The following is a 22,509-nucleotide window of genomic DNA, read 5'->3' as shown; positions in this document are numbered from 1 at the left end:
GTACTCACCCGAGAGACTCTCTCAGGCTTTCCTCCGGGCGCTTCCCTTCGGTGTTTCCGACTCTATCAGACCTTTTCTCGATCCGATTTCCTCGGCGCTTTCCAGGTTCCCGCTTCCGCGTTTCCCTTTCCGGCTTTCCCGACTTTATCAGAAGTTCTGGGGCCGTTTGACCGGCGTCCATTTCTGAATCATCGGGGGTGGCTCCACAGGGATCGAAGGGAATCGATGACCAGGAGCAGATAGATGTTCTCACGTTGTCCCGGGTGGAAGGATCCACCTCCAGGCAACTGTTCGAATCTACCTCCTCGCTCGACCCGTGTCAACAGGTCTTGCGCGGCGAAGAGGAGACTAGCAGGCCAACGGGGCGCAACGCACATCCGACGGGCCCGCCCCCGCTGTCACGCCGCCAGAGGGACGGTCGCGCTGCGTTCGTGGGCTTCCAGATCGCCCGTGTCACCGGCCCGTACCGCGCGGCCGCCCAGAATGAACACGTAGGCGAGGAAGGCCAGCTCGGCGAGGACGCCGATGGCGATCCGCGCCCAGGTGGGGAGGCCGGAGGGGGTCACGAAGCCCTCGATGGCACCGGACACGAAGAGCACGAGAGCGAGGCCGATGGCCATGCCCAGGGCGGCTCGGCCCTCCTCCGCGAGGGCGTTCCGGCGGGTGCGGGGGCCCGGGTCGATCAGGGTCCAGCCAAGTCGCAGTCCTGTGCCCGCGGCGACGAAGACGGCTGTCAGTTCCAGGAGGCCGTGCGGGAGGACCAGGCCGAGGAAGGTGTCGAGCCGGCCCGCCGAGGACATCAGACCGATGCCCACACCGAGGTTCAGCATGTTCTCCAGGAGGATCCACAGGACCGGGAGGCCCAGGAAGATGCCCAGGACCAGGCACATCGCGGCGGCCCTGGCGTTGTTCGTCCACACCTGGGCGGCGAAGGCAGCGGCGGGATGGCTCGAGTAGTACGTCTCGTACTCGCCGCCCGGGCGGGTCAGGTTCCGTAGTTCGGCGGGGGCCGCGATGGTGGACTGGATCTCGGGATGGGTCCCTATCCACCAGCCGAGGAGCGCGGCGACCGCGGTGGAGAGCAGTGCTGTGGGCACCCACCAGTGGCGGGCCCGGTAGACCGCGGCGGGGAAGCCATGGGTGAGGAAGCGGGTGACGTCGCGCCACGAGGCGGCGCGGGTGCCCGTCACGACGCTGCGCGCGCGTGCCACCAGCTGGCTGAGCCGACCTGTGAGCTGGGGGTCGGGCGCGCTGGACCGGATCAGCGAGAGATGCGTCGTGGTGCGCTGGTAGAGAGCGACGAGTTCGTCCGTCTCGGCTCCGGTGAGGCGGCGGCGCCGGTTCAGCAGGGCGTCGAGGCGGTCCCACTCGGCGCGGTGGGCGGAGACGAACACATCGAGGTCCATGCGTCGGGCTGCTCCTCGTTCTCTCGTACTGCTCATACAGCTCGTGCTGGTCGCACTGCGCGTACTTGTTCCGTGCGTCCGCGTGTCGCACTGGAGCGCGATGCGTCCTCAGCTTGGCAGACTGTCGTCTCCGGGGGCGGGTCAGGGGAAGGACGGCGGGCGTGAGCGAACTGGTGACGGGCGAGGCGGTGGCGCTGGAGCTGCGCCCGGCGAAACTGCCGAGCCGGGTGCTCGCGGTGGCGCTGGACCTGGTGGTGGTTCTGACCGTCTATGTCGCGGTGATGCTCGCCCTGGTGGCGTCGGCCTCCGGCCTGGACCCGGCCGCGCAGGTCGCGGCGTCGGTCGCGGTATTCGTTCTGGTCCCGGTGGGCGGGCCGATCGCGGTGGAGACCCTGACCCGGGGCCGTTCGCTGGGCAAGGTGGCCTGCGGGCTGCGCGTGGTGCGGGACGACGGGGGACCGATCCGGTTCCGCCATGCTCTGGTCCGCGGCGCGGTGGGGGTGGTCGAGGTCCTGATGACGTTCGGGGTCGTCGCGTGCATCGCCTCGCTGGCGTCGGCCCGGGGCAGGCGTCTCGGGGATGTGTTCGCGGGCACGCTGGTGGTGCGTGAGCGGGTGCCGGACGGGCGCAGTGCCTCGGTGCCCCCGCCGCCGCCCTGGCTTGCCGGGCGGTTCTCCGGACTGGATCTCTCGGCGGTTCCGGACGGGCTGTGGCTGGCCGTCCGGCAGTACCTGACGCGGATGCACTCGCTGGATCCGCAGGTGGGCCGGGCGATGGCGGAACGTCTCGCCTCGGATCTCGCGGCTTGTACGGGCGCGCCCGCGCCGTACGGGGTGCCTGCGGCCGCGTATCTGGCGGCGGTGGTGGAGGAGCGCCGGGGCAGGGAGGCGAGGGCGCTCGGAGGTCCCGGGGCGGATGACTCGGTGCGGGCGACCGGCGCGGGTACGGGTGCGGGGCACGGGGTGCCCGCGCACGGGTGGGCCGGGGAGTCGGCCGTCGGTGGGCCTGAGGAGCAGGGGCCCTTGGCGGCGCGGGACGGTTCGTCCTCGGAGCGGTCCGGCACCGGGTTCGTGCCGCCCGCCTAGCTGTTCGAGGTTTCCTCTCCAGCGCTTCGGGCGCGCTGTGTCAGGTGGACGCCGACGGGGGTGACGCGAGGTCTTCCAGCTCGATGCCGGGGGCGTCCAGGACCACGTCGCCGGCGATGTGGATGGAGTGCCGCTCCCCCGTGTCCAGGGCTGTGACCTGGTATTCGTCCACGATCAGGGGGGCGTTGTCAGTGGGGTGTGCTTCTCTTGCGATCAAGGCCCAGGACTGGTCCACGGTGCGGGGGGCGAGGACCGGATCGGTGAAGGCGACGAGGCGTACGCGCGTCGCTGCGGAGGAGGGGGTGAGGCGCAGCAGACGGGCGGTGGCGACGAGGAAAGCGGGGGAAGTGCCGGTGAAGGCGTGGGCGGCGACGTTGCCTTCGGTGGCATGGGTGCCGGTGGGGTCGGTGCGGACCCAGGTGACGCCGTCCAGGGCGGCTCCCCGCACCTGCCAGCTCGCGGCGTGCAGTTCGAGGCGGATCGGACGCCCGAGTTCGTCGAGGGCGAGGTCGACGGAACCGGCGTGATCGCCGGAGGGGGTGGTGAGTTGAGAGACGTAGCGCCAGCCGGAGGGGCCGGGCGCGCACTGGAAGTGTTCTTCGGCGAGGAGGGTGCCGTCGTGCGGATCGTGAAGCGAATATCGGCCGCGGGGCATGGAGGTCCTGGGGTGTGACGGGCCGGACCGGCCGGCCAAAGGGGCAGGCCCCCGACACGGGGGTGCGGGGGCCTGCCTCAGGGCCTGGCCGGTGCCGTACCGGTACCGGCTGGTGGTCCTGTCAGTACCGGTAGTGGTCCGGCTTGTACGGGCCCTCGACGTCGACGCCGATGTACGCGGCCTGCTCGGGGCGCAGCGTGGTGAGCTTGACGCCCAGCGCGTCCAGGTGCAGGCGGGCGACCTTCTCGTCGAGGTGCTTGGGCAGCGTGTAGACGCCGATCGGGTACTCGGACTGCTTGGTGAACAGCTCGATCTGGGCCAGCGTCTGGTCCGCGAAGGAGTTGGACATCACGAACGAGGGGTGGCCGGTGGCGTTGCCCAGGTTCAGCAGGCGGCCCTCGGAGAGGACGATGAGGACCTTGCCGTCGGGGAAGGTCCAGGTGTGGACCTGCGGCTTGACCTCGTCCTTGACGATGCCGGGGGTCTTGGCGAGACCGGCCATGTCGATCTCGTTGTCGAAGTGGCCGATGTTGCCGACGATCGCCTGGTGCTTCATCTTGGCCATGTCCGAGGCCATGATGATGTCCTTGTTGCCGGTCGTGGTGATGAAGATGTCGGCCTTGTCGACGACCTCGTCGAGGGTCGCGACCTGGTAGCCGTCCATCGCCGCCTGGAGCGCGCAGATCGGGTCGATCTCGGTGACGATCACCCGGGCGCCCTGGCCCCGCAGGGACTCCGCGCAGCCCTTGCCCACGTCGCCGTAGCCGCAGACCACGGCGGTCTTGCCGCCGATGAGGACGTCGGTGGCGCGGTTGATGCCGTCGATCAGCGAGTGGCGGCAGCCGTACTTGTTGTCGAACTTCGACTTGGTGACGGCGTCGTTGACGTTGATCGCCGGGAACAGGAGGTCGCCGTCGCGCTGCATCTCGTACAGCCGGTGGACGCCGGTCGTGGTCTCCTCGGTGACACCGCGGATCTCGGACGCCAGCTGGGTCCACTTCTGCGAGCCGTCCGTGATGGTGCGGTGCAGGAGTTCGAGGATGACGCGGTGCTCGTCGGACTCGGCGGTGTCGACCGACGGGACCTTGCCGTCCTTCTCGTACTCGACGCCCTTGTGGACGAGGAGGGTGGCGTCGCCGCCATCGTCGAGGATCATGTTCGGGCCGCCGGTGGGGCTGTCCGGCCAGGTCAGCGCCTGCTCCGTGCACCACCAGTACTCCTCCAGGGTCTCGCCCTTCCAGGCGAAGACCGGGATGCCCTGGGGGTTGTCCGGCGTGCCGTTCGGGCCGACGGCGATGGCGGCGGCCGCGTGGTCCTGGGTGGAGAAGATGTTGCAGGAGGCCCAGCGGACCTGCGCGCCGAGCGCCGCCAGCGTCTCGATGAGCACGGCGGTCTGGACGGTCATGTGCAGGGAACCGGTGATGCGGGCGCCGGCCAGGGGCTGCGCCGCGGCGTACTCCTTGCGGATCGCCATCAGGCCGGGCATCTCGTGCTCGGCGAGAGTGATCTCCTTGCGGCCGAACCCGGCCAGGGAGAGGTCGGCGACCTTGAAGTCCTGTCGGTTGTCGACAGTCGTCATGTCGAGGTGCTCCTCGGAGTCGGGGCGAGGTGGGTAGGGCTGGTCTGCGCGGCGGCGGACACAGGGGTGTCCGAGGAGGACACAGGCATGCCCGCGTGCGCGCAGCGCAGTCCGTCGGAGGCCCTCTCTCCCTCGGCCGGCCCGCGCGGGGCCGCCCGACCGCCATCAGCAGCGACGTCTGGCTCGCCCTCCAAGCTACACCGGGCGGCCCCGCGCTCCCCAGTCCGCCTCCGAAAGACATCCGGTCCGCCGTGGCCGGTATCCGGACACGGCGGGTGGGCTCAGTGGCCGGTTGCCGGGCCGGGGCCGCCGGGCGTCGCCTCGGGGTCCGGGCCCTTGGCGGCCTCCGCCTCGCTGTAGATGTCCGGTTCCAGGTAGATGGCCCGCGCCATCGGGACGGCGGAGCGGATGCGGGACTCGGCGGCGTTGATCGCGGCGGCGACTTGGGCGGCGGTGTCGTCGTGGCGTACGGCGATCTTGGCGGCGACGAGCAGTTCCTCGGGGCCGAGGTGGAGGGTGCGCATGTGGATGACGCCGGTGACGGACTCCCCGTCGACCGTCGCCGCCTCGATCTGCTGGATCACGTCGAGGCCGGCTGCCTCGCCGAGGAGCAGGGACTTGGTCTCGGCGGCGAGGACCAGGGCGATCAGGACGAGGAGGACGCCGATGCAGACGGTGCCGATGCCGTCCCAGATGCCGTCGCCGGTGAGGAGTGCGAGGCCGACGCCGCCGAGGGCGAGGACCAGGCCGATGAGCGCGCCGAAGTCCTCCAGGAGGACGACGGGCAGTTCGGGCGCCTTGGCGCGGCGGATGAACTGGGCCCAGGAGAGCTTTCCGCGCAGCTCGTTGGACTCCTTGATGGCCGTGCGGAAGGAGAAGCCCTCGGCGAGGAGTGCGAAGACCAGTACGCCCACGGGCCAGTACCAGTTCTCCAGTTCATGCGGGTGCTGGATCTTCTCGTAGCCCTCGTAGATGGCGAACATGCCGCCGACCGAGAAGAGGACGATGGAGACCAGGAAGGCGTAGATGAAGCGGTCGCGGCCGTAGCCGAAGGGGTGTTGGGGGGTCGCCTCACGCCGGGACCGCTTGCCGCCGATCAGCAGCAGGAACTGGTTGCCGGAGTCGGCGAGGGAGTGGACGCCCTCGGCGAGCATCGAGGACGAGCCGCTGAAGGCGAAGGCCACGAATTTCGATGCCGCGATCGCGAGGTTGGCGCCGAGTGCCGCCACGATCGCCTTGCTGCCGCCTGACGCGCTCATGTGTTCGCGTTGTCCCTTCGTCGCCGTCCCGGCCTGGCCCGGCGTGCTCGTCCTGTGCCGGTGGGCCATTGTTGCAGCCGGGTCCGGCGGGGTCGCGCCGGACCGGCGTCGGGAGCGGTCCCGGGTGGGTCAGGCGAGGACCGTGGCGCGGAAGAGCGTGCCGCCGCCGAGGGCCTCGGCCGGTTCATCCGCCGGTACGAACACCGACTGGCCCGGGGTGAGGAGTTGGTCGCCGACGCGTACCGAGCCCGCCGTGCAGAGCAGGATCTGCGGAACGGGGCGGGTGAGGTCGTGGGGGGCGGTGCCCTCGGGGAGGACGTAGCGGGACAGGCGGAACTCGTCGATGGGGGTCTCGTAGACCTCCTCGCCGTCCGGGGAGGCCTCCGGGCGCAGCACTCCGGGGTCGCCCGCCTCGAAGCGGACGACGCGCAGCAGTTCGGGGACGTCGACGTGCTTGGGGGTCAGGCCGCAGCGCAGGACGTTGTCGGAGTTGGCCATGATCTCGACGCCGAGGCCGCTGAGGTAGGCGTGCGGGACCCCGGCGCCGAGGTAGAGGGCCTCGCCGGGCTGGAGCCGTACATGGTTGAGGAGCATGGCCGCGATCACGCCGGGGTCGCCCGGGTAGTGGTGAGCGAGGTCCGCGTACGGGGCGTGGGCACCGCCGAGGCGGGTGCAGGCGGCCGCGGCCTCGTCGACCGTGCGGGCCATCTCCTCGGGGTCGGCGGACAGGAGGGCGGTGAGGACCTCGCGCAGGGCCGCCTCTTCGGGGTGCGCGTGCAGCAGGTCGACGTAGGGCTTGAGGGAGTCGACGTCGAGGGCGGCGAGCAGTTCGGCGGTCTCGTCCGGGGCGCGGAAGCCGCAGAGGCCGTCGAACTCGGTGAGGGCGCAGATGAGTTCGGGCTTGTGGTTGGCGTCCTTGTAGTTGCGGTGGGGCGCGTCGAGGGGGATGCCGCGGCGCTCCTCGTCGGCGAAGCCCTCCTTGGCCTGTTCCAGATCGGGGTGGACCTGGAGGGAGAGGGGGGCGCCGGCGGCGAGGATCTTCAGCAGGAAGGGCAGCCGGGGGCCGAACCTGGCGACCGTGCGGGCGCCCAGCTCCTGCTCGGGGGCTGTGCCGATCACCTCGTTGAGCGGTCCGCGCGGGGTGCGCGAGGGGGCGCCGGGGTGGGCGCCCATCCACATCTCCGCCTGGGGTTCACCGGTCGGCTCCGCGCCGAGGAGGCGGGGGATGGCGGTGGTCGAGCCCCAGGCGTAGGGGCGGACGGTGTTGTCGAGGCGATCCATGGGTGTCTTTTTTCTCCGTAGGTAACGCAGGGCACGGGCGTCGTGGGACGCCGTGAGCCAAGGTCAGGCCCCCGAAGCGAGCGCCACGTAAACGGCGGCGAAATCCGTGATGGCGATCAGTTCCGCGAGGGTCTCCAGTTCACTGCCGTCCTCCGGTTCCAGCTCGCTGATCGCCGTGTCGTGGCTGAGGGCGAGTTCGCGTGCGGCGGGGGCGGCGCTCAGGCCTCCGATGGGCCGGTCGCGCAGCAGCACCACACGGGCGTGGAGGGCCTGGGCCTCCTCCACGCGGTCACGGAAGAAGTCCTCGGGGTCGGCGCCCGCGGCGAGCGCTCCGGCGAGCAGCACGCTGTGCGAGGCGAGTGCCTCGGGCAGCCGGGCCGTGAGGGCGGGGCGGCCCGCCAGTTCGGCGAGGGCGGCGGCGAAGCGGCGGCCGGCCGGTGCGGCGGAGACGCCCTCGGTCCAGATCACCGGCAGGGATTCGGCCAGTTCGGCGGCGAGGGTCTTGGCGGGGTTGTCGTAGGTGGCGATGGCCGGGCCGCAGCGCTCGGCGACCTGGTCGAGGCGGTCGGCGACCTTCTCCAGGACCTCGGCCGGGGCGGAGAGCAGACCGGTGCGGTCCAGCAGGGCGAGCAGCGGGGTGAGCAGGGCCCACAGGACACCGGGGGCGGAGGCCGCGAGCGGCTTCCCCTGCTCGTGGGGGGCGGTCGCCATCGGGACGAACAGGCCGTGCGCGCCTGCCACCGCTTCCGGGACCGGGGAGTCGGCGGGGGCGACGGCGACAACCGTGCAGCCGCGGCGGTAGGCCTGCTCGACGAGGATACCGAGGCCGGGTTCGGCGCCGTCGGGGGTGGCGATCAGGAGCAGGTCGACGGGGCCCGCCCAGCCGGGCAGGTCCCAGCGCAGGGCTCCGGCGGCCGGGGCGACACCGGTCGGGTGGATGCGGGTGACCGGGCAGGAGGCACCGACGAGGGTGCCGAGCAGTTCGGCGACGCCCACGGAGGCCGTGCCGGGGCCCGCGATGAGGACGGCCCGGGGACGCCCGTCCGGCTTCAGTTCGTTGATCCCCGCGTCGGCGGCATGCCGCACGGCGGTGCGGACCCGGGCGCCGGCCTCGGCGGCGCCGCGCAGCAGGGCGCGGCGGTCGGCGAGGGCCAGCGCGTCGGGGTCGTCCAGCAGCGATTCGTCGAGCATGAGCGGCAGTCTCCGATCGCCGGATCGAATCAGGCGGGGCGGCGGGCCTCGTCCACGAGCAGGACCGGGATGCCGTCCCGGACGGGGTAGGCGAGACCGCAGTCCTGGCCGGTGCAGACCAGCTCGGCGTCCTCCTCCTTGAGGGGGGCGTGGCACGCCGGGCAGGCGAGGATCTCCAGGAGGCCGGCTTCGAGCGGCATGAGGGGTCCCTTCGGGGCGAGTGCGCTTGGCCTGGTCAGACTACCGCCGAGGGGGCGGCATGCGGGGGTTGGGCGGGGCGGCGCGGCCTCCGGGTGCCCTGCCCGCCGGGGGTCCGGCGGGTGCACGGCCTCCGGGGTGTCCCGGGGCCGGGGCGTCGTGGGGCCGCGCCGTGCGGCGGGGCCGTCAGCCGCGGATGATCTCCAGGGCCTCGTCCCGGACCTTGGCCATGGTCGCCTCGTCCCTCGCCTCCGCGTTCAGGCGGAGCAGCGGTTCGGTGTTGGAGGGGCGGACGTTGAACCACCAGTCGGCGGACGAGACGGTCAGGCCGTCCAGTTCGTCGATCTCGACGCCCTCCTGGCCCTCGTACGCGGCCTTGATCGCGGCGAGGCGGCCCCGCTGGTCGTCCACCGTGGAGTTGATCTCTCCGGAGCCCGCGTAGCGGTCGTACTCGGCGACCAGCTGCGACAGCGGGCCGTCCTGGCCGCCGAGGGCCGCGAGGACGTGGAGCGCGGCGAGCATGCCGGTGTCCGCGTTCCAGAAGTCCTTGAAGTAGTAGTGCGCGGAGTGCTCGCCGCCGAAGATCGCGCCGCTGTGGGCCATCTCGGCCTTGATGAAGGAGTGGCCCACCCGGGTGCGCACGGGCGTGCCGCCGTGCTCGCGGACCACCTCGGGCACGGACCAGGAGGTGATCAGGTTGTGGATGACCGTGCCCTTGCCGCCGTGCTTGGCCAGTTCGCGGGCGGCGACCAGGGCCGTGACCGCGGACGGGGAGACGGGCTCGCCGCGCTCGTCGACGACGAAGCAGCGGTCGGCGTCGCCGTCGAAGGCGATGCCGATGTCGGCGTGCTCCTCCCGGACGCGCTTCTGGAGGTCGACGATGTTCTTGGGGTCGAGCGGGTTGGCCTCGTGGTTGGGGAAGGTGCCGTCCAGCTCGAAGTACATCGGGACCAGGTCGATCGGCAGTCCGGCGAGGACGGTGGGGACCGTGTGGCCGCCCATGCCGTTGCCCGCGTCGACGACGGCCTTCAGGGGGCGGATGGAGGTCAGGTCGACGAGGGAGCGCAGATGCGCCGCGTAGTCCTCCAGGGTGTCCCGCCGGGTGACCGTCCCGGGTGCGCCCTGGGGCTGCGGGGCGCCCTCGTCGATCCAGCGCTCGACCAGGGCACGGATGTCCGCGAGGCCGGTGTCCTGGCCGACGGGGGCGGCGCCCGCGCGGCACATCTTGATGCCGTTGTACTGCGCCGGGTTGTGCGAGGCGGTGAACATGGCGCCCGGCAGGTTGAACGCGCCCGACGCGTAGTACAGCTGGTCCGTGGAGCACAGGCCGATCTCGGTGACGTCGACGCCGCGGGCGGCGGCTCCGCGGGCGAAGGCGTGCGAGAGTCCCGGGGAGGAGGGCCGCATGTCGTGACCGATCACGATCGCGTCCGCGCCGGTCACTTGGGCGAAGGCGGCCCCGAAGAGCTCGGCGAGCGTTTCGTCCCACTGATCGGGGACGACACCGCGTACGTCGTACGCCTTCACGATCTGCGACAGATCAGCAGCCACGGCCAACCCTCCTGAGGTCTTGACGATGGCCCCAAACTACCTGGTGGACGCGGACCCTGGGGCTTCGTCCACAGGGGCGTGCGCGCAGTTCGAACGGAGTTCATACCGGGCTTCACACCCGGACTTCACACCCGGGCCTCACGGTCTCGGCCGGAGGCGTCAGTTGTCCGGCGAGCGCAGCACCCGCAGATGGCCCCGGCGGGCGACCTCCATCGGGTCCGCCGTGCGGCCGCCGCCGGCCTCCGCCGCGCGCGCCTGCGGACGGGCCGCCTCACGGACCGCGTTGGCCAGCGCTTCCAGGTCGTCGCCGCTGGGGCGGGCGGGGGCGGAGCCGTCCAGGAGCCGGACGACCTCCCAGCCGCGCGGTGCGGTCAGGCGCTCGGAGTGCTCGGCGCACAGGTCGTAGCAGTGGGGTTCGGCGTAGGTGGCGAGCGGGCCGAGGACCGCGGTCGAGTCGGCGTAGACGTACGTCAGCGTCGCAACGGCGGGTCGGCCGCAAGCGGTGCGCGAACAACGACGTACAGGGCTCACGATGTTGGACGGTACCGCACTCTTGAGCGGGCCGCGACGACTCTCCCCCGGGTCACTCCACCGTGTCGTGCTGTGAAACACCCCACACACTCCTCCCGACCGGCCCTGGTGACCTGCGCGGAGGCCGTCGGATCCCGCCGCGGAACCCCTCGAAATCGATCACCACTTGGTACAAACCTCACCAATTCTCATGACGAACCCGGTCCAGGGGGATATGGAATCGAGCCCAACCTTGGCTGGAATGGTCATCCGGCGACATGCGGCAGAGCCTCGACCTCGCCGTCCACCCGGCGCGCCGGGTGGCTGCCGGGTGCACGGCCGGGGGCGCGGGGGCGTGCGCGGTGCGGGTCCGGGCGGGGAACCCCGGCGGGGATTACGCTTCGTCAGTGATGGACAACGCCGTACCGCCCCGCCCCGCCGCGCCCGGCCCCCGTCGCCGTGATCGCCACGGCAGAGGCATGCGCGGCCCCGTCGCGCCGCCGCAGGTGCCGCTCGCCGCGAGCCGTGCCGAGGTGTTCGCGGATCTGGTGCAGGACTCCGTCGAGCGTCTGGAGCGGCGCTGGCCGCAGCTCGGGGACATCGACTTCCTCATCCTGGAGGTGCCCCGGCTCGACGGCCCCGGCCAGGCGTGGAGCGACGAGCCGGTGCCCCTGGGCGGCATCGTCCCGGCCGCCGACGGGCGCCGCGCCAGGGTCGTGGTCTACCGCCGCCCGGTCGAGATCCGCACCAAGGGCCGCGACGAGCGGGCCGCACTGGTCCACGAGGTGGTCGTGGAGCAGGTGGCGGAGCTACTGGGGCTCACTCCGGAGACCGTGGATCCGCGCTACGGCGAGGACTGACGCCCAGGGCCGGGGATGCCCGGCCCTGGGCCTCTCCTCCTTCTGCTTCTTCTACTTCTTCAGCAGGACGGAGAGGTCCTGGTCGGCCTCGGGCACCGCGACCGTGCCCCGGTCGTCGGGGAGGGTCTGCACGGTGAAGCCCGGGACCCCCTCGACGGTGGTCTGGAGCGTACGGGCGGCGTAGACGGGTCCTCCGGAGACCGGTTCCACGGTGAGCGCGTAGGTCCCCTTCAGGCCGCTGGGCACGGGCGCCGCCACACTCTGCGTCGTACCGCCCTTGATCGTGTACTCCTTGGTCACGGCGGTGCCGCCGTCGCTGCCCGCGGAGGCGGTGACCTTGACGGTGGCCGCGGCGCCCGGGGCGGTCAGCGCGAGGGTGCTGCCCCGGGCGCTGTTGTCGGCCGCGGAGGCGCGGGTGCCGACGGGCGCGGTCGCCGGGATGAACGCGGTCTCCTGCTTGTCTCCCGTGCCGCGGACCACCCGCAGCGCGGCCACCACCGGGGCCGGGGCGTCGCCCGGTGTCAGCACCAGGGAGCCCGCCTCCCCGCGGGTGACATCGCCGAGGTCGACCGCGGTGGTCATCCCGCCCTTCACATGCAGCGTCTCGTTCCCGGCCGGGGTGATCTCCCCGGAGGGCGAGGACAGCCGCACCTTGAGGTCGGCGTCTGCGTCCCCTGGCGCGAAGGCGATCAGGCGCACATCCGTGGCGTCCTTGGGGATTCCGGGGAGCACCAGGGATCCCGCGGGGTCCGTCGAGGCGGCCAGCCAGTCGCCGCCCTGCTTGTCGTCGAGGGCCTGTACGGCGGCCCCGACCCGGCCGCTGCGGACGCTCACATGGACCGTGACATCGGGTTCCCGGGCCTCGGTGAGCGTGGACAGCAGGATCGGTTCGCTGGCGTGCGGCTGGACCGTGATGCCCTCGCCGATCGTCGACTTGAGGCTGCCGTTCTTCCCGTACAGCTCGATGTCGACGACCGCGGCGGAGTCGTCCGGGTTGGTGAGGTGCACATAGTCGGTGCGGGAGGCGGCGGTGCTGGCGCCCGCGAACCAGAACTCGGTGTCCGGGGCGGTGCAGTCGGTGCCGAGCAGCCCGCGGCCCGCCCCCGCGGCGACCTGGGTGGTCTCCTGGACCGTCCAGCCGGGCGCGAACCCTCCCGTGGCGCTGCCGAGGAGCGCCGGGGTGTCGGATCCCGAGCTGTCCCCGGTGACCGGTGTGCCCGGCTGCTTGGGAGTCAGGGACGGGACGTCGGTCTGCTTCTTGTCCTTGGCGCCGCCGCTCTTGCCGGTGTCCGTGCCGTCCGCCGACTGGGAGGCGGCCGGGGTGAGTTGGGCCTTGCCGCCGCTCGCGCCCGCCGAGACGGGGGTGAACGAGGTGTAGGTGGTGTCGGCGATGTCCGAGGTGCTCGGCTCGGGGCACAGCAACCGGGTCTGCTCCACGGGCAGCCGGGCGGCCGCCTTGGCGGTGGTGCTGCCGGACGCGCCGGGTGCGTCGAGCGCGGCGAATCCGGTGACGGCGGCGAGCGCGGCCACCCCGGCGATCAGGGACAGGGTCGTGCGGTTCACTGCTGGCTCCCGTCGGGGCGCTCACTGTCGGTGCCGTGCGCCGGGTCGTACGGCGTGGCGTAGCCCTGGTGGTACGTCGGGTCGTACGGCGCCGGGTTCCCGTAGGCGTACGGGTCGTAGGGGGCTCCCTGGTAGGGGTCGGCCGGGTACTGCTGCTGCTCGTAGGCGCCCGGCGCGTACTGCTGGGCGTCCTGGTAGTGCTGTGTGTCCTGGTGCTGTTGGGCGTCCTGGTGCTGTTCGCCGCCGTAGGCGCCGTAGCCGTCGGCCGGGTAGCCGCTCGTGTCCCAGGTGCCGTAGGGGGGCTGCTGGGGGATGGGAGCGGGCTCGAAGACCTCCTCCTCGGCCGGGGCGGGGGCGTCGGGGGCGTTCGCCGCCTCCTCGGCCTCGGCCTGGGCGCGGAGTCTGCGGGCCCGGCGGCCCTCGCCGCCGGTGTCCTCGGCGGGCGCGGCCTGCTCCTCGGGGAGGTCGTCGTCGACGTCCCGGCGGCGGCCCGGGAGGGCGAGCACCACGAGGACGACGGCGAGCGCGCCCTGCGCCCACAGCCAGGCGGTGTGGCCGAGGGGGGTGTCGTAGCTGACGTCCAGAGTGCCGCCGGACGCGGGCAGTTGGAAGCCCTGGGCCCAGCCGTCGACCGTGGTGCGGGTGAGGGGCTTGCCGTCCAGGGTGGCGCTCCAGCCCGGGTCGGCGGTGTCGGCGATCCGCAGGGTGCGGCCCGCGGTGCCGGACGGGATCGTGGTGTGGATGCCGACGGGTCCGGCCGCCACCGGCTGCGGTGCGGCGGTACCGGTGACGATCGCGGCGCGGGAGACCTCCCGGTCCAGCCGCCACAGCGCGCTGCCGTCCTGCTGGCTGAGCCGGGTCAGACCGGGGGTGGCGTCCAGGACCCGGCCGACGTCCCGGGGGGCGCCCTTGCGGACGAGGACGTACCGCACGGCGAAGCCGCCGAGTTCGTCCGCCTGGTCGGCGCCGGAGCCCGCCACCAGGTTGGCGACGACCTTGTCCAGCCGCTTGTTCTCGCCGTCCGCGGCGGCCAGTTCGCCGTCGCCGAGGCGGGCGCCGGAGCCGCGGACCAGGGTGTAGCGCACCTGTGCGGTGGACTCGCCGTCCAGGACGAGGGTGCGGGCCTGGTCGCTGGTGCCGCTCTCCTCGGCGACGAACGCGGGCACCTGCACCGCGTCGCGCCGCTCCACCGGCCCGTCCGCGCCGCGGATCATCCAGCCCGCGGCGATGAGCAGGGGGCCCGCCGCGGAGGCGAAGGCGATGAGCGCGGCCACCGGCTGGCGCCAGCCGAAGCTCTGTTCGGCCACCCGGGAGCGGGCGCCGTCCGCGCCGATCGCGGCGGCGGACAGCAGCGCGAGGCCGTAGACGAGGGTCGCGGGTCCGGCCCAGGCCGAGGCGTTGGAGAGGACCGCGAGGACGAGTCCCACCAGGGCGACCGCCCACGCCGTCCAGATGCCCCGTCGGCGTTCGCCGCGCAGCAGGGCCGCCAGCGCGGCGAGGACGACACCGATGAGCATCAGACCGCTGACCGTGCCGGGGCCGCCGGGGCTCGCGCCCAGCAGGTCGGTGGCGGAGGCGGCGCTCTTGCCGTAGGCGAGACCGGCCTCCCGGAAGAAGCCGCCGGGCAGCAGGGTGAGCGACCAGGGGGCGAGTACCAGCAGCGGGGTGCCGAGCTGGGCGACCAGGCGCAGCCCGTAGGCGGGGATGTCCCTTCTGCGTACGGCGAGCAGGGCCAGGCCCAGGACCGCCGCGATCGGCCAGACGACCGGGGTGAACGCGGTGGTGATCGTCAGCAGCAGCGCATACGCCCAGGTGGCGCGCCAGCTGCCGCGCGCCCCGGAGCCATGGGCCAGCCCGGATGCCGCGATGCCCGCGCGGGCGAGGAGCGGCAGCAGGACGGCGAGGACCGCGGTGCCGATGCGGCCTCCGGCGAGGGCACCGGTGGCGGCGGGCAGGAAGGCGTACGCGATGGACGCCCAGGCGCGCAGTAGCCGGGACTCGACGAGCGGGCGCGAGGCGAAGTAGGCGGCGATCCCGGCCAGCGGCACGGAGCAGACGAGCAGCACCGTGACGGCGAGTCCGGTGGAGCCGAGGAGGAGGCTCGCGAGCAGGGCGACCAGCGCCAGGTAGGGCGGTGCGGAGTGGGTACCGCCCGCGCCCACAGGGTGCCAGGCGTCGAGATAGCGGGACCACAGCTCGGAGGAGTCGGCGGGGGCGGGCAGCAGCGCGCCGCCGGCGAGCGAGCCGCCGCCGAGCAGGGCGCGGCAGGCGACCAGTGAGACGAGCAGGAGGACGACGAAGAGCAGCGGGCCGGGCTTGCGCGCGATGCGCTTGAGCCGGGCGAACTGCTCGACCTGGAGAAAGTCGGCGTCGTCGCCGCCCGGTCCGGACTCCAGTCCGCCGCCGTGGCGCCCGGCCGAGGAGACCTCGGGGTCGGAGCGGCCCACCAGATTCCCGGCGACCTGTTCGACGGTGGCGCGGACGGTCGCGCCGGGCGGCGGGAACAGCGCCCGCAGCTCGCCCTTGTCGGCCTGCGGGCGGCCGCGGCCGCGCCGCCCGGCGATGATCCGCTCCGGGCGCAGCAGGGTGCCGAGCAGACCGCGGATCTCGTCGACGGCCTGTCCGGGCACCTTGCCCACGAGGTAGGCGACGGTGCGCAGCAGGGTGCCGAGGATCAGGCGGAGCAGGACCCAGGGCAGCTGTGCCGTACGGGCGTTGACGAGGAGGGTGTAGACGGCACCCGCTTTGTCCACCTTGTGCGGGGAGGCGGTGGTGCGGCCGGCGCAGTCGACGGCGCGGCGCTCGCGGGAGGCCGCCTCCGCGTGGCGTACGACGGCTTCGGGGGCGACCAGGACGCGGTGGCCCGCGGCCTGGGCGCGCCAGCACAGGTCGACGTCGTCCCGCATCAGGGGCAGATACCGGTCGAAGCCGCCGAGCTGCTCGAAGACGTCGCGCCGGATCAGCATGCCGGCCGTGGAGACGGACAGTACCTGGCGGACGTGATCGTGCTGGCCCTGGTCCTGCTCGCGGCGGTCCAGACCGGTCCAGCGGCGGCCGGAGTTGGCGATGCTGACGCCGACCTCGAGGAGCTGGCGCCGGTCGTACCAGCCGCGGAGCTTGGGGCCGACCACGGCCACGTCGTCGCGGCCCAGCTCCAGTTCGTTCTCCACGACGCGCAGCAGCTGGGCCAGGGCATCCGGTTCGGGGGCGCAGTCGTCGTGCAGGAGCCACAGCCACTGCACGGGCTCGCCGTACGGCAGGTCGGGCAGGTCGTACGCCTCGTCGCGCCAGGTGCGGGTGGCCGGGTCCCAGCCGCTGGGGCGCTTGAGATAGGGCAGGTCGTCCGGGGTGAGCACGGCCGCGCCCCGGGTCGCCTCCTCGACGGCCTGGCCGAAGCCGGTGCGCCGGGCGAGGTGCAGGACCCGCTCGTCGCCGAGGGCGTCGGTGAGCAGTCGGGCGGAGTCGTCGGCGCTGCCGGTGTCGGCCGCCACCGCGTTCTGCACGGGGCGCTCCTGGCCGAGCAGCCCGGCGAGCGCGTCGGGGAGCCAGCGGGCGCCGTCGTGGGCGACGAGGACCGCGGTGACCACGTGACGCGGGAACTCAGGTGTGGCAGCGGTGCCTTGGTGGGCTGCCGTATGGCTGTGCACGGACATCGAGGTACGGGCCCCGGTTCGATGGACTGCGGTGGACGCCTGCGCCCCGAGGGGACGGCGGTGCGTCTCGGACGAGCGACCACACTATCGGCTGGGCAGCAGGGCGGTCCGCCGCCTGTGGACAACCCACCTGCGACGGGCCGTCATGACGTCGGGGCAGAAGGCCGGGTGCGGTTGTTCCGGGGGGAAGGGCGCGGCCGCGGCGGCGCCGGAGGAGCCCGTCGGGCCGGGTCAGACCGCGGCCTTCTTCAGGCGGCGGCGCTCACGCTCGGACAGGCCGCCCCAGATGCCGAAGCGCTCGTCGTTGGCGAGCGCGTACTCGAGGCACTCCGAGCGGACCTCACAGGCGAGGCAGACCTTCTTGGCCTCGCGGGTGGAGCCGCCCTTCTCGGGAAAAAAGGACTCGGGGTCGGTCTGGGCGCACAGCGCGCGCTCCTGCCAGCCGAGTTCCTCGTCCGCGTCGTCGACCAGCAGTTGCTGCACCAGCTCGGTCATGTGCGCCCCTCGTCAGTCTTTCGCGTCCCCGTGATGTAGCCGTTACCGATTTCGGCTGAACGACACGAGTGAAATTACAAGTGTGCCGATCCGGGCCAGTCAAGCCGAGATCTGCTATTGAGCCCCTTATTCACTCTGCGGAACCAAGGCTATGCGGAAAGTGTTCAAATCGGCATAAACCCAGACACTCGCGAGGGCCCCCTCTGGGTGGCCGCCCCGTCACAGGGGAGGACGCCCCGGCGTTCGATCCCGTTCCGAGACCTACCGCGAAGCGAACCGGATCACATTCGGATCACGAGATCGCAACGGGGTTTGGGCACCCGTGGTGGGCTCCATGTGTCCCGGTCTTCGGGTGAACAAACCTTTCATCTGTGAGATGGACCGGATGAGGTGAAACACCTCTCGGATGCCGGACCCCAAGTTGACAGCGGAGGGGTGAACCGGTGTCCTAGGGGGCATGCTCGCGAACCCGGCACACGCCCAGACCCGCTCCGCCGGGTCCCACGGTGCTGCCCGCGCTCGCTGTAGCTGTTGCTGTCCCGGCTGTTGAGCCCTTCCCGCTCCGGCCGCTTCCCGGGTCCACCGACCCGCCGCTGAATCCCCGCCCGTACCCGGGCCCCCGCCGCGCCCCGACCCGGGCGGGCGACGCGCGACCTCCCGCCGCCCCGCACCCCGCCGAGGAATCACCGCCCCCATGAACAGTGACAGCGACCTTCAGATCGCCGGCGACATCCTGGAAGTGCCGCATCTGCTCCAGCCGCCCCGCGAGCACCCGGCCACCGTGGCCGAGTTCGCGGGCCTCGCCCGCTCCATCGCCGCCGACCGCTCCCAGTGGGAGCACCTGGTGCGGTACGACGCCGCCTCCCGCTGGTACCACCGGCTGCGCACCGGCCCCGGCTACGAGGTGTGGCTGCTGTCCTGGGTCCCCGGGCAGGGCAGCGGGCTGCACGACCACGGGCGCTCGTCCGGCGTGCTGACCGTCCTGCACGGCGCACTGACCGAGCGCACGGAGCGCGGAACCCGCGCGTTGGGTGCGGGGGCGCAGCGGGTCTTCGCGCCGGGGTACGTCCACGAGGTCGTCAACGACGCGCTGGAGCCGGCGGTGAGCCTGCACATCTACTTCCCGGGCCTGACCGAGATGCCCATGCGGCCGGCGGCCGGGCTGCGGTCGGCGGCGGGGGCGGGGGCGGGCGCCCCCGCCGCCGGGATCCCCGCCTCGGCCTGCGCGGCGGGGCACGGCCCGGCGGAGGCGGCCTCCGGCTGAGCCCGGCGGAGACGGCCATCGGCTGAGCTCGGCGGGCGGGCGCGGTCCGCAGGGCGGTCACGGCGAGACGGCCGTGCGGGCGTGCGCGGTCCGCAGGGCGGTCACCGGCGAGACAGCCGTGCGGGCGGGCGCGGTCCGCGGGCGGTCGCGCTGGGACGGTCGGGCGGCCGTGCGGGGCGCCCCGGCTGTCCGTGTTCCTGTGTCCCCCTTATCCCCTCGATCCCCCGGTTGTCCACATCCCGTCGACCCGCTCACGCGTTGTCACTGCCGCCTGCAAGACTGGCCCTCATGCGCATTGTGGTTCTGGCAGGCGGTATCGGGGGTGCCCGGTTCCTGCGCGGTTTGAAGCAGGCCGCGCCCGACGCGGACATCACGGTCATCGGCAACACCGGTGACGACATCCACCTCTACGGGCTGAAGGTCTGCCCGGACCTCGACACGGTGATGTACACGCTGGGCGGCGGCATCAACGAGGAGCAGGGCTGGGGCCGGGCCGAGGAGACCTTCCACCTCAAGGGGGAACTCGCGGCGTACGGCGTGGGACCGGAGTGGTTCGGGCTCGGCGACCGCGACTTCGCCACGCACATCGTGCGGACGCAGATGCTGGGCGCCGGCTATCCGCTCAGCGCGGTCACCGAGGCGCTGTGCGACCGCTGGAAGCCGGGGGTCCGGCTCCTGCCCATGTCGGACGACCGCGTGGAGACCCATGTCGCCGTCGAGCTGGACGGCGAGCGCAAGGCGATCCACTTCCAGGAGTACTGGGTGCGGCTGCGGGCCTCCGTCCCGGCCGAGGCGATCGTGCCGGTCGGCGCCGAGCAGTCCCAGCCCGCCCCGGGAGTGCTGGAGGCGATCGCCGAGGCGGACGTGGTGCTCTTCCCGCCGTCCAACCCGGTGGTGTCCATCGGCACCATCCTCGCGGTGCCCGGCATCCGGGAGGCGATCGCCGACGCCGGGGTGCCGGTGGTGGGCCTCTCCCCGATCGTCGGCGACGCACCCGTGCGCGGCATGGCCGACAAGGTGCTCGCGGCGGTCGGCGTCGACTCGACGGCCGCGGCGGTCGCCGAGCACTACGGCTCCGGGCTGCTGGACGGCTGGCTCGTCGACACGGTGGACGCGGGCGCCGTGGAGCGGGTCGAGGACGCGGGCATCCGCTGCCGCGCGGTGCCGCTGATGATGACCGACCTGGAGGCGACGGCCCGGATGGCTCAGGAGGCACTGACGCTGGCGGAGGAGGTGCGGGGCGCGTGAGCGGAGGGCCTGCCAGGGACGCGGGCGGGAACGGTCCGGCCGGCGCCCCCCGGGCGCTGCCCGGCGAGCGCGCCGCGGCCGCGGGCGGCGAGGGCTACCGCGTGTGGGCCCTGCCCGGACTGCCCGAGATCCGCGAGGGCGACGACCTGGCCAAGGTCATCGCCGCGGCGGAGCCCGGACTCGCCGACGGGGACGTGCTCCTCGTCACCTCCAAGATCGTGTCCAAGGCCGAGGGGCGGCTGGTCCTGGCGGACGACCGGGAGGCCGCCATCGACGCCGAGACCGTGCGGGTGGTGGCCCGCCGCGGCATGCTCCGGATCGTCGAGAACCGGCAGGGCCTGGTGATGGCCGCCGCCGGGGTCGACGCCTCCAACACCCCCGCGGGCACGGTGCTGTTGCTCCCCGAGGATCCCGACGCGTCCGCGCGGGCCCTGCGCGAGGGGCTGCGGGACACGCTCGGCGTCGAGGTCGGCGTGGTCGTCACGGACACCTTCGGGCGGCCCTGGCGCGCCGGGCTCACCGATGTCGCCATCGGCGCCGCGGGCGTACGGGTCCTGGACGATCTGCGCGGTGGCACGGACGCCCACGGCAATCCGCTGAGCGCCACCGTCGTCGCCACCGCCGACGAGCTGGCCGCGGCCGGTGACCTGGTCAAGGGGAAGGCCGCCGGGCTGCCCGTGGCCGTCGTACGGGGACTGCCGCACACGGTGTCCCCGGAGGACGGCGAGGGCGCGCGGGCGCTGGTGCGCGACGCCCGTGACGACATGTTCCGGCTGGGCACCTCCGAGGCGGTACGGGAGGCGGTGGCCCAGCGGCGGACCGTGCGGGCGTTCACCGACGAGCCGGTCGACCCCGGCGCCGTACGCCGCGCGGTGGCAGCCGCCGTGACCGCACCGGCCCCGCACCACACGACACCGTGGCGCTTTGTGCTGCTGGAGTCCGAGGCGGCGCGGACCCGGCTGCTGGACGCGATGCGGGAGGCGTGGACCGCCGATCTGCGGCGGGACGGGAAGACCGAGGAGTCGATCGCCAAGCGGATCCGCCGCGGCGACGTGCTGCGCAACGCGCCGTACCTCGTCGTCCCCTGCATGGTCATGGCGGGCTCCCACCACTACGGCGACCCGCGGCGGGACGGGGCCGAGCGGGAGATGTTCGTGGTCGCCGCCGGTGCGGGGGTGCAGAATCTGCTGGTGGCGCTCGCCGGGGAGCGGCTGGGCTCGGCCTGGGTGTCCTCGACGATGTTCTGCCGCGATGTCGTACGGAAGGTGCTGGAGCTGCCTGAGGACTGGGAGCCGATGGGCGCCGTGGCGGTCGGGCATCCCGCCGAGGAGCCCCGGCCTCGGGCGGAGCGGGATCCGGGGGCGTTCATCGAGGTGCGGTGAGGGCGGGGCAGCCCCGCGGGGTGCGGGCGGGCCTCCGTGGTCTTCCGTGGTGGAAGCCGGCCGCCCCGGCGCGGCTCCCGCGGGCTCTACTCTCGTCTCGTAGGACTCACCTTTCGTAGGACGCCCCGCTCCGTTTCCCTAGGACTCTCTCCGTGGCCGGACGCTTTCCCTCCCGCCCCACCCCGACGACCCTGCGCGGCGGGGATGTCGTCGTTCCCGCGGGGGTGCCGCGCCAGGTGACGGCCCCGGGGCGGCGGGCCTGGACTCCGCCCGGCCCCCTCGACCTCGGGTTGGTGCTCGGCCCGCTGCGGCGCGGGCCCGCCGACCCCACGTTCCGCGCGACCCCCGACGGCTCGGTCTGGCGGGCCAGTCACACCCCTCAGGGCCCGGGCACCCTGCGGGTCGCGCTGCGGAACGGAACCGCCGAGGCGGAAGCCTGGGGACCCGGGGCCGACTGGCTGCTGGAGCAGCTGCCCGAGTTGCTGGGCGACCTCGACGACCCCGGAGCCTTCGAGCCGCGGCACCGGCTGCTCGCACTGGCCCGCAAGCGGCGCCCCGGGCTGCGGCTGACGCGGACGGGGCTGGTCCTGGAGTCGCTTATCCCGTCGGTCCTGGAGCAGAAGGTGACCACGGACGAGGCCTACCGGGCGTGGCGGCTGCTCGTACGGAGGTTCGGGGAGCCCGCGCCGGGTCCCGCGCCCGAGCGGATGCATGTGATGCCGGGTCCGCGTACCTGGGCCCTGATCCCCTCGTGGGAATGGCATCGCGCCGGTGTCGACGACAAGCGGGCGTCGACGATCCTGCGGGCGGTGCGGGCGGCCGCCCGGCTGGAGCAGGCCGCCGGGATGGAACCGGCGGCGGCCCGGGCGCGGCTGGAGCTGGTGCCGGGGATCGGGCCCTGGACCTCGGCGGAGACCGTGCAGCGCAGCCATGGCGCGGCGGACTCGGTGACCGTCGGGGATCTGCATCTGCCGGGGATCGTCGGATACGCCCTCGCCAGGGACCGGCACGCGGACGACGAGGCGATGCTGTCGTTGCTGGAGCCGTATGCGGGGCAGCGGCACCGGGCGGCGCGGCTGATCCTGCTGAGCGGTGCCGTGCCGCCCCGCCGGGCCCCGCGGATGCGGCGCGGGGACATCGGGCGGCTGTAGGCGCCGTAGCGGAGGTGGATCCCCGCGCAGGAGGTGACAAGGAGAGGGGTGGGGGGGGGCCGGGGCCCGGGCCCCCCCCCCCCCCCCCCCCGGGGGCCGGGCCGGGGGGGCCCCCCCCCCGCCCCCCACAACCAGCGACCCGCACCCCGCAAACGACCACCAGGCCGGGCGACACGTC

Annotated in this window: 19 protein-coding genes; 7 read left to right on the top strand and 12 right to left on the bottom strand. The window is 73.2% G+C overall.

From position 1 onward, the window contains the following. A partial coding sequence (locus ACIHAA_RS31750) for a hypothetical protein (RefSeq protein ID WP_399823279.1) occupies positions 1-187 on the top strand: 187 nt, incomplete at its 5' end. A 211-nt stretch (positions 188-398) separates the two neighbouring features. On the opposite strand, the gene ACIHAA_RS31745 is transcribed toward ACIHAA_RS31750, so the two are convergent. Then, positions 399-1,406: a stage II sporulation protein M gene (locus ACIHAA_RS31745; protein ID WP_399823277.1), complete on the bottom strand. Its 1,008-nt coding sequence runs from the start codon at positions 1,404-1,406 to the stop codon at positions 399-401. A gap of 161 nt (positions 1,407-1,567) precedes the next feature. Here ACIHAA_RS31745 and ACIHAA_RS31740 point away from each other — a divergent pair, with 161 nt between their 5' ends. After that, a complete protein-coding gene (locus ACIHAA_RS31740; RefSeq protein WP_399823275.1) occupies positions 1,568-2,491 on the top strand; it encodes an RDD family protein in 924 nt (307 codons plus the stop codon). A gap of 40 nt (positions 2,492-2,531) precedes the next feature. Here ACIHAA_RS31740 and ACIHAA_RS31735 read toward each other — a convergent pair whose 3' ends face one another. The 8 genes from ACIHAA_RS31735 to ACIHAA_RS31700 form a co-directional block, all read right to left on the bottom strand. After that, positions 2,532-3,146: a hypothetical protein gene (locus ACIHAA_RS31735; protein ID WP_399823273.1), complete on the bottom strand. Its 615-nt coding sequence runs from the start codon at positions 3,144-3,146 to the stop codon at positions 2,532-2,534. A 121-nt stretch (positions 3,147-3,267) separates the two neighbouring features. Next, positions 3,268-4,725: an adenosylhomocysteinase gene (gene ahcY, locus ACIHAA_RS31730; RefSeq protein ID WP_399823271.1), complete on the bottom strand. Its 1,458-nt coding sequence runs from the start codon at positions 4,723-4,725 to the stop codon at positions 3,268-3,270. A gap of 281 nt (positions 4,726-5,006) precedes the next feature. Further along, positions 5,007-5,984, bottom strand: coding sequence for a cation diffusion facilitator family transporter (locus ACIHAA_RS31725; RefSeq protein WP_399823270.1), 978 nt, complete (start codon positions 5,982-5,984; stop codon positions 5,007-5,009). Positions 5,985-6,113: 129 nt separating this feature from the next. Beyond that, positions 6,114-7,265, bottom strand: coding sequence for a mannose-6-phosphate isomerase, class I (gene manA, locus ACIHAA_RS31720; RefSeq protein WP_399823268.1), 1,152 nt, complete (start codon positions 7,263-7,265; stop codon positions 6,114-6,116). A 63-nt stretch (positions 7,266-7,328) separates the two neighbouring features. Continuing rightward, positions 7,329-8,456: an SIS domain-containing protein gene (locus ACIHAA_RS31715; protein WP_399823266.1), complete on the bottom strand. Its 1,128-nt coding sequence runs from the start codon at positions 8,454-8,456 to the stop codon at positions 7,329-7,331. Positions 8,457-8,485: 29 nt separating this feature from the next. Next, a complete protein-coding gene (locus ACIHAA_RS31710) occupies positions 8,486-8,656 on the bottom strand; it encodes a Trm112 family protein (RefSeq protein WP_189291269.1) in 171 nt (56 codons plus the stop codon). 184 nt (positions 8,657-8,840) lie between these two features. Further along, a complete protein-coding gene (locus ACIHAA_RS31705) occupies positions 8,841-10,205 on the bottom strand; it encodes a phosphomannomutase/phosphoglucomutase (RefSeq protein WP_399823263.1) in 1,365 nt (454 codons plus the stop codon). Positions 10,206-10,364: 159 nt separating this feature from the next. Continuing rightward, on the bottom strand, positions 10,365-10,736 hold the full coding sequence (locus tag ACIHAA_RS31700; RefSeq protein ID WP_399823261.1) for a DUF3499 domain-containing protein: 372 nt from the start codon (positions 10,734-10,736) through the stop codon (positions 10,365-10,367). A 389-nt stretch (positions 10,737-11,125) separates the two neighbouring features. On the opposite strand from ACIHAA_RS31700, the gene ACIHAA_RS31695 reads away from it, so the two are divergent. Next, entirely contained in the window at positions 11,126-11,575 is a 450-nt protein-coding gene (locus tag ACIHAA_RS31695; RefSeq protein ID WP_399823283.1) for a metallopeptidase family protein, read from the top strand. Positions 11,576-11,626: 51 nt separating this feature from the next. Here ACIHAA_RS31695 and ACIHAA_RS31690 read toward each other — a convergent pair whose 3' ends face one another. The 3 genes from ACIHAA_RS31690 to ACIHAA_RS31680 all read right to left on the bottom strand — a co-directional run bounded on the left by ACIHAA_RS31690 (position 11,627) and on the right by ACIHAA_RS31680 (position 17,286). Beyond that, entirely contained in the window at positions 11,627-13,138 is a 1,512-nt protein-coding gene (locus ACIHAA_RS31690; RefSeq protein WP_399823259.1) for a DUF5719 family protein, read from the bottom strand. Further along, positions 13,135-16,791, bottom strand: coding sequence for a glycosyltransferase family 2 protein (locus ACIHAA_RS31685; RefSeq protein WP_399823257.1), 3,657 nt, complete (start codon positions 16,789-16,791; stop codon positions 13,135-13,137). Before ACIHAA_RS31685 ends, ACIHAA_RS31690 begins: the two co-directional genes overlap by 4 nt. Before the next feature lie 231 nt (positions 16,792-17,022). Continuing rightward, entirely contained in the window at positions 17,023-17,286 is a 264-nt protein-coding gene (locus ACIHAA_RS31680; protein ID WP_003975777.1) for a WhiB family transcriptional regulator, read from the bottom strand. Positions 17,287-17,980: 694 nt separating this feature from the next. Here ACIHAA_RS31680 and ACIHAA_RS31675 point away from each other — a divergent pair. From ACIHAA_RS31675 to ACIHAA_RS31660, 4 genes are all read left to right on the top strand, one after another. Beyond that, positions 17,981-18,550, top strand: coding sequence for a cysteine dioxygenase (locus tag ACIHAA_RS31675; RefSeq protein WP_399823255.1), 570 nt, complete (start codon positions 17,981-17,983; stop codon positions 18,548-18,550). 288 nt (positions 18,551-18,838) lie between these two features. After that, positions 18,839-19,798, top strand: coding sequence for a 2-phospho-L-lactate transferase (gene cofD, locus ACIHAA_RS31670; RefSeq protein ID WP_399823253.1), 960 nt, complete (start codon positions 18,839-18,841; stop codon positions 19,796-19,798). Positions 19,799-19,854: 56 nt separating this feature from the next. Beyond that, positions 19,855-21,180: a coenzyme F420-0:L-glutamate ligase gene (locus ACIHAA_RS31665; protein ID WP_399823281.1), complete on the top strand. Its 1,326-nt coding sequence runs from the start codon at positions 19,855-19,857 to the stop codon at positions 21,178-21,180. Positions 21,181-21,332: 152 nt separating this feature from the next. Further along, positions 21,333-22,331: a DNA-3-methyladenine glycosylase family protein gene (locus ACIHAA_RS31660; protein WP_399823252.1), complete on the top strand. Its 999-nt coding sequence runs from the start codon at positions 21,333-21,335 to the stop codon at positions 22,329-22,331. The last annotated feature ends 178 nt before the right edge of the window (positions 22,332-22,509 follow it).

The organism is Streptomyces sp. NPDC052040, from assembly GCF_044548405.1.
Classification (GTDB): domain Bacteria; phylum Actinomycetota; class Actinomycetes; order Streptomycetales; family Streptomycetaceae; genus Streptomyces.
The sequence above is the reverse complement of the archived record's forward strand: the minus strand, read 5'-3'. Positions and strand labels throughout refer to the sequence as shown.

Bases quoted from the DNA above. Each gene is read 5' to 3' on its own strand.
- ACIHAA_RS31745 (WP_399823277.1), bottom strand. From the start codon at position 1,406: ATGGACCTCGATGTGTTCGTCTCCGCCCACCGCGCCGAGTGGGACCGC.
- ACIHAA_RS31735 (WP_399823273.1), bottom strand. From the start codon at position 3,146: ATGCCCCGCGGCCGATATTCGCTTCACGATCCGCACGACGGCACCCTC.
- ahcY (WP_399823271.1), bottom strand. From the start codon at position 4,725: ATGACGACTGTCGACAACCGACAGGACTTCAAGGTCGCCGACCTCTCC.
- ACIHAA_RS31725 (WP_399823270.1), bottom strand. From the start codon at position 5,984: ATGAGCGCGTCAGGCGGCAGCAAGGCGATCGTGGCGGCACTCGGCGCC.
- manA (WP_399823268.1), bottom strand. From the start codon at position 7,265: ATGGATCGCCTCGACAACACCGTCCGCCCCTACGCCTGGGGCTCGACC.
- ACIHAA_RS31715 (WP_399823266.1), bottom strand. From the start codon at position 8,456: ATGCTCGACGAATCGCTGCTGGACGACCCCGACGCGCTGGCCCTCGCC.
- ACIHAA_RS31710 (WP_189291269.1), bottom strand. From the start codon at position 8,656: ATGCCGCTCGAAGCCGGCCTCCTGGAGATCCTCGCCTGCCCGGCGTGC.
- ACIHAA_RS31695 (WP_399823283.1), top strand. From the start codon at position 11,126: ATGGACAACGCCGTACCGCCCCGCCCCGCCGCGCCCGGCCCCCGTCGC.
- ACIHAA_RS31685 (WP_399823257.1), bottom strand. From the start codon at position 16,791: ATGTCCGTGCACAGCCATACGGCAGCCCACCAAGGCACCGCTGCCACA.
- ACIHAA_RS31680 (WP_003975777.1), bottom strand. From the start codon at position 17,286: ATGACCGAGCTGGTGCAGCAACTGCTGGTCGACGACGCGGACGAGGAA.
- ACIHAA_RS31675 (WP_399823255.1), top strand. From the start codon at position 17,981: ATGAACAGTGACAGCGACCTTCAGATCGCCGGCGACATCCTGGAAGTG.
- cofD (WP_399823253.1), top strand. From the start codon at position 18,839: ATGCGCATTGTGGTTCTGGCAGGCGGTATCGGGGGTGCCCGGTTCCTG.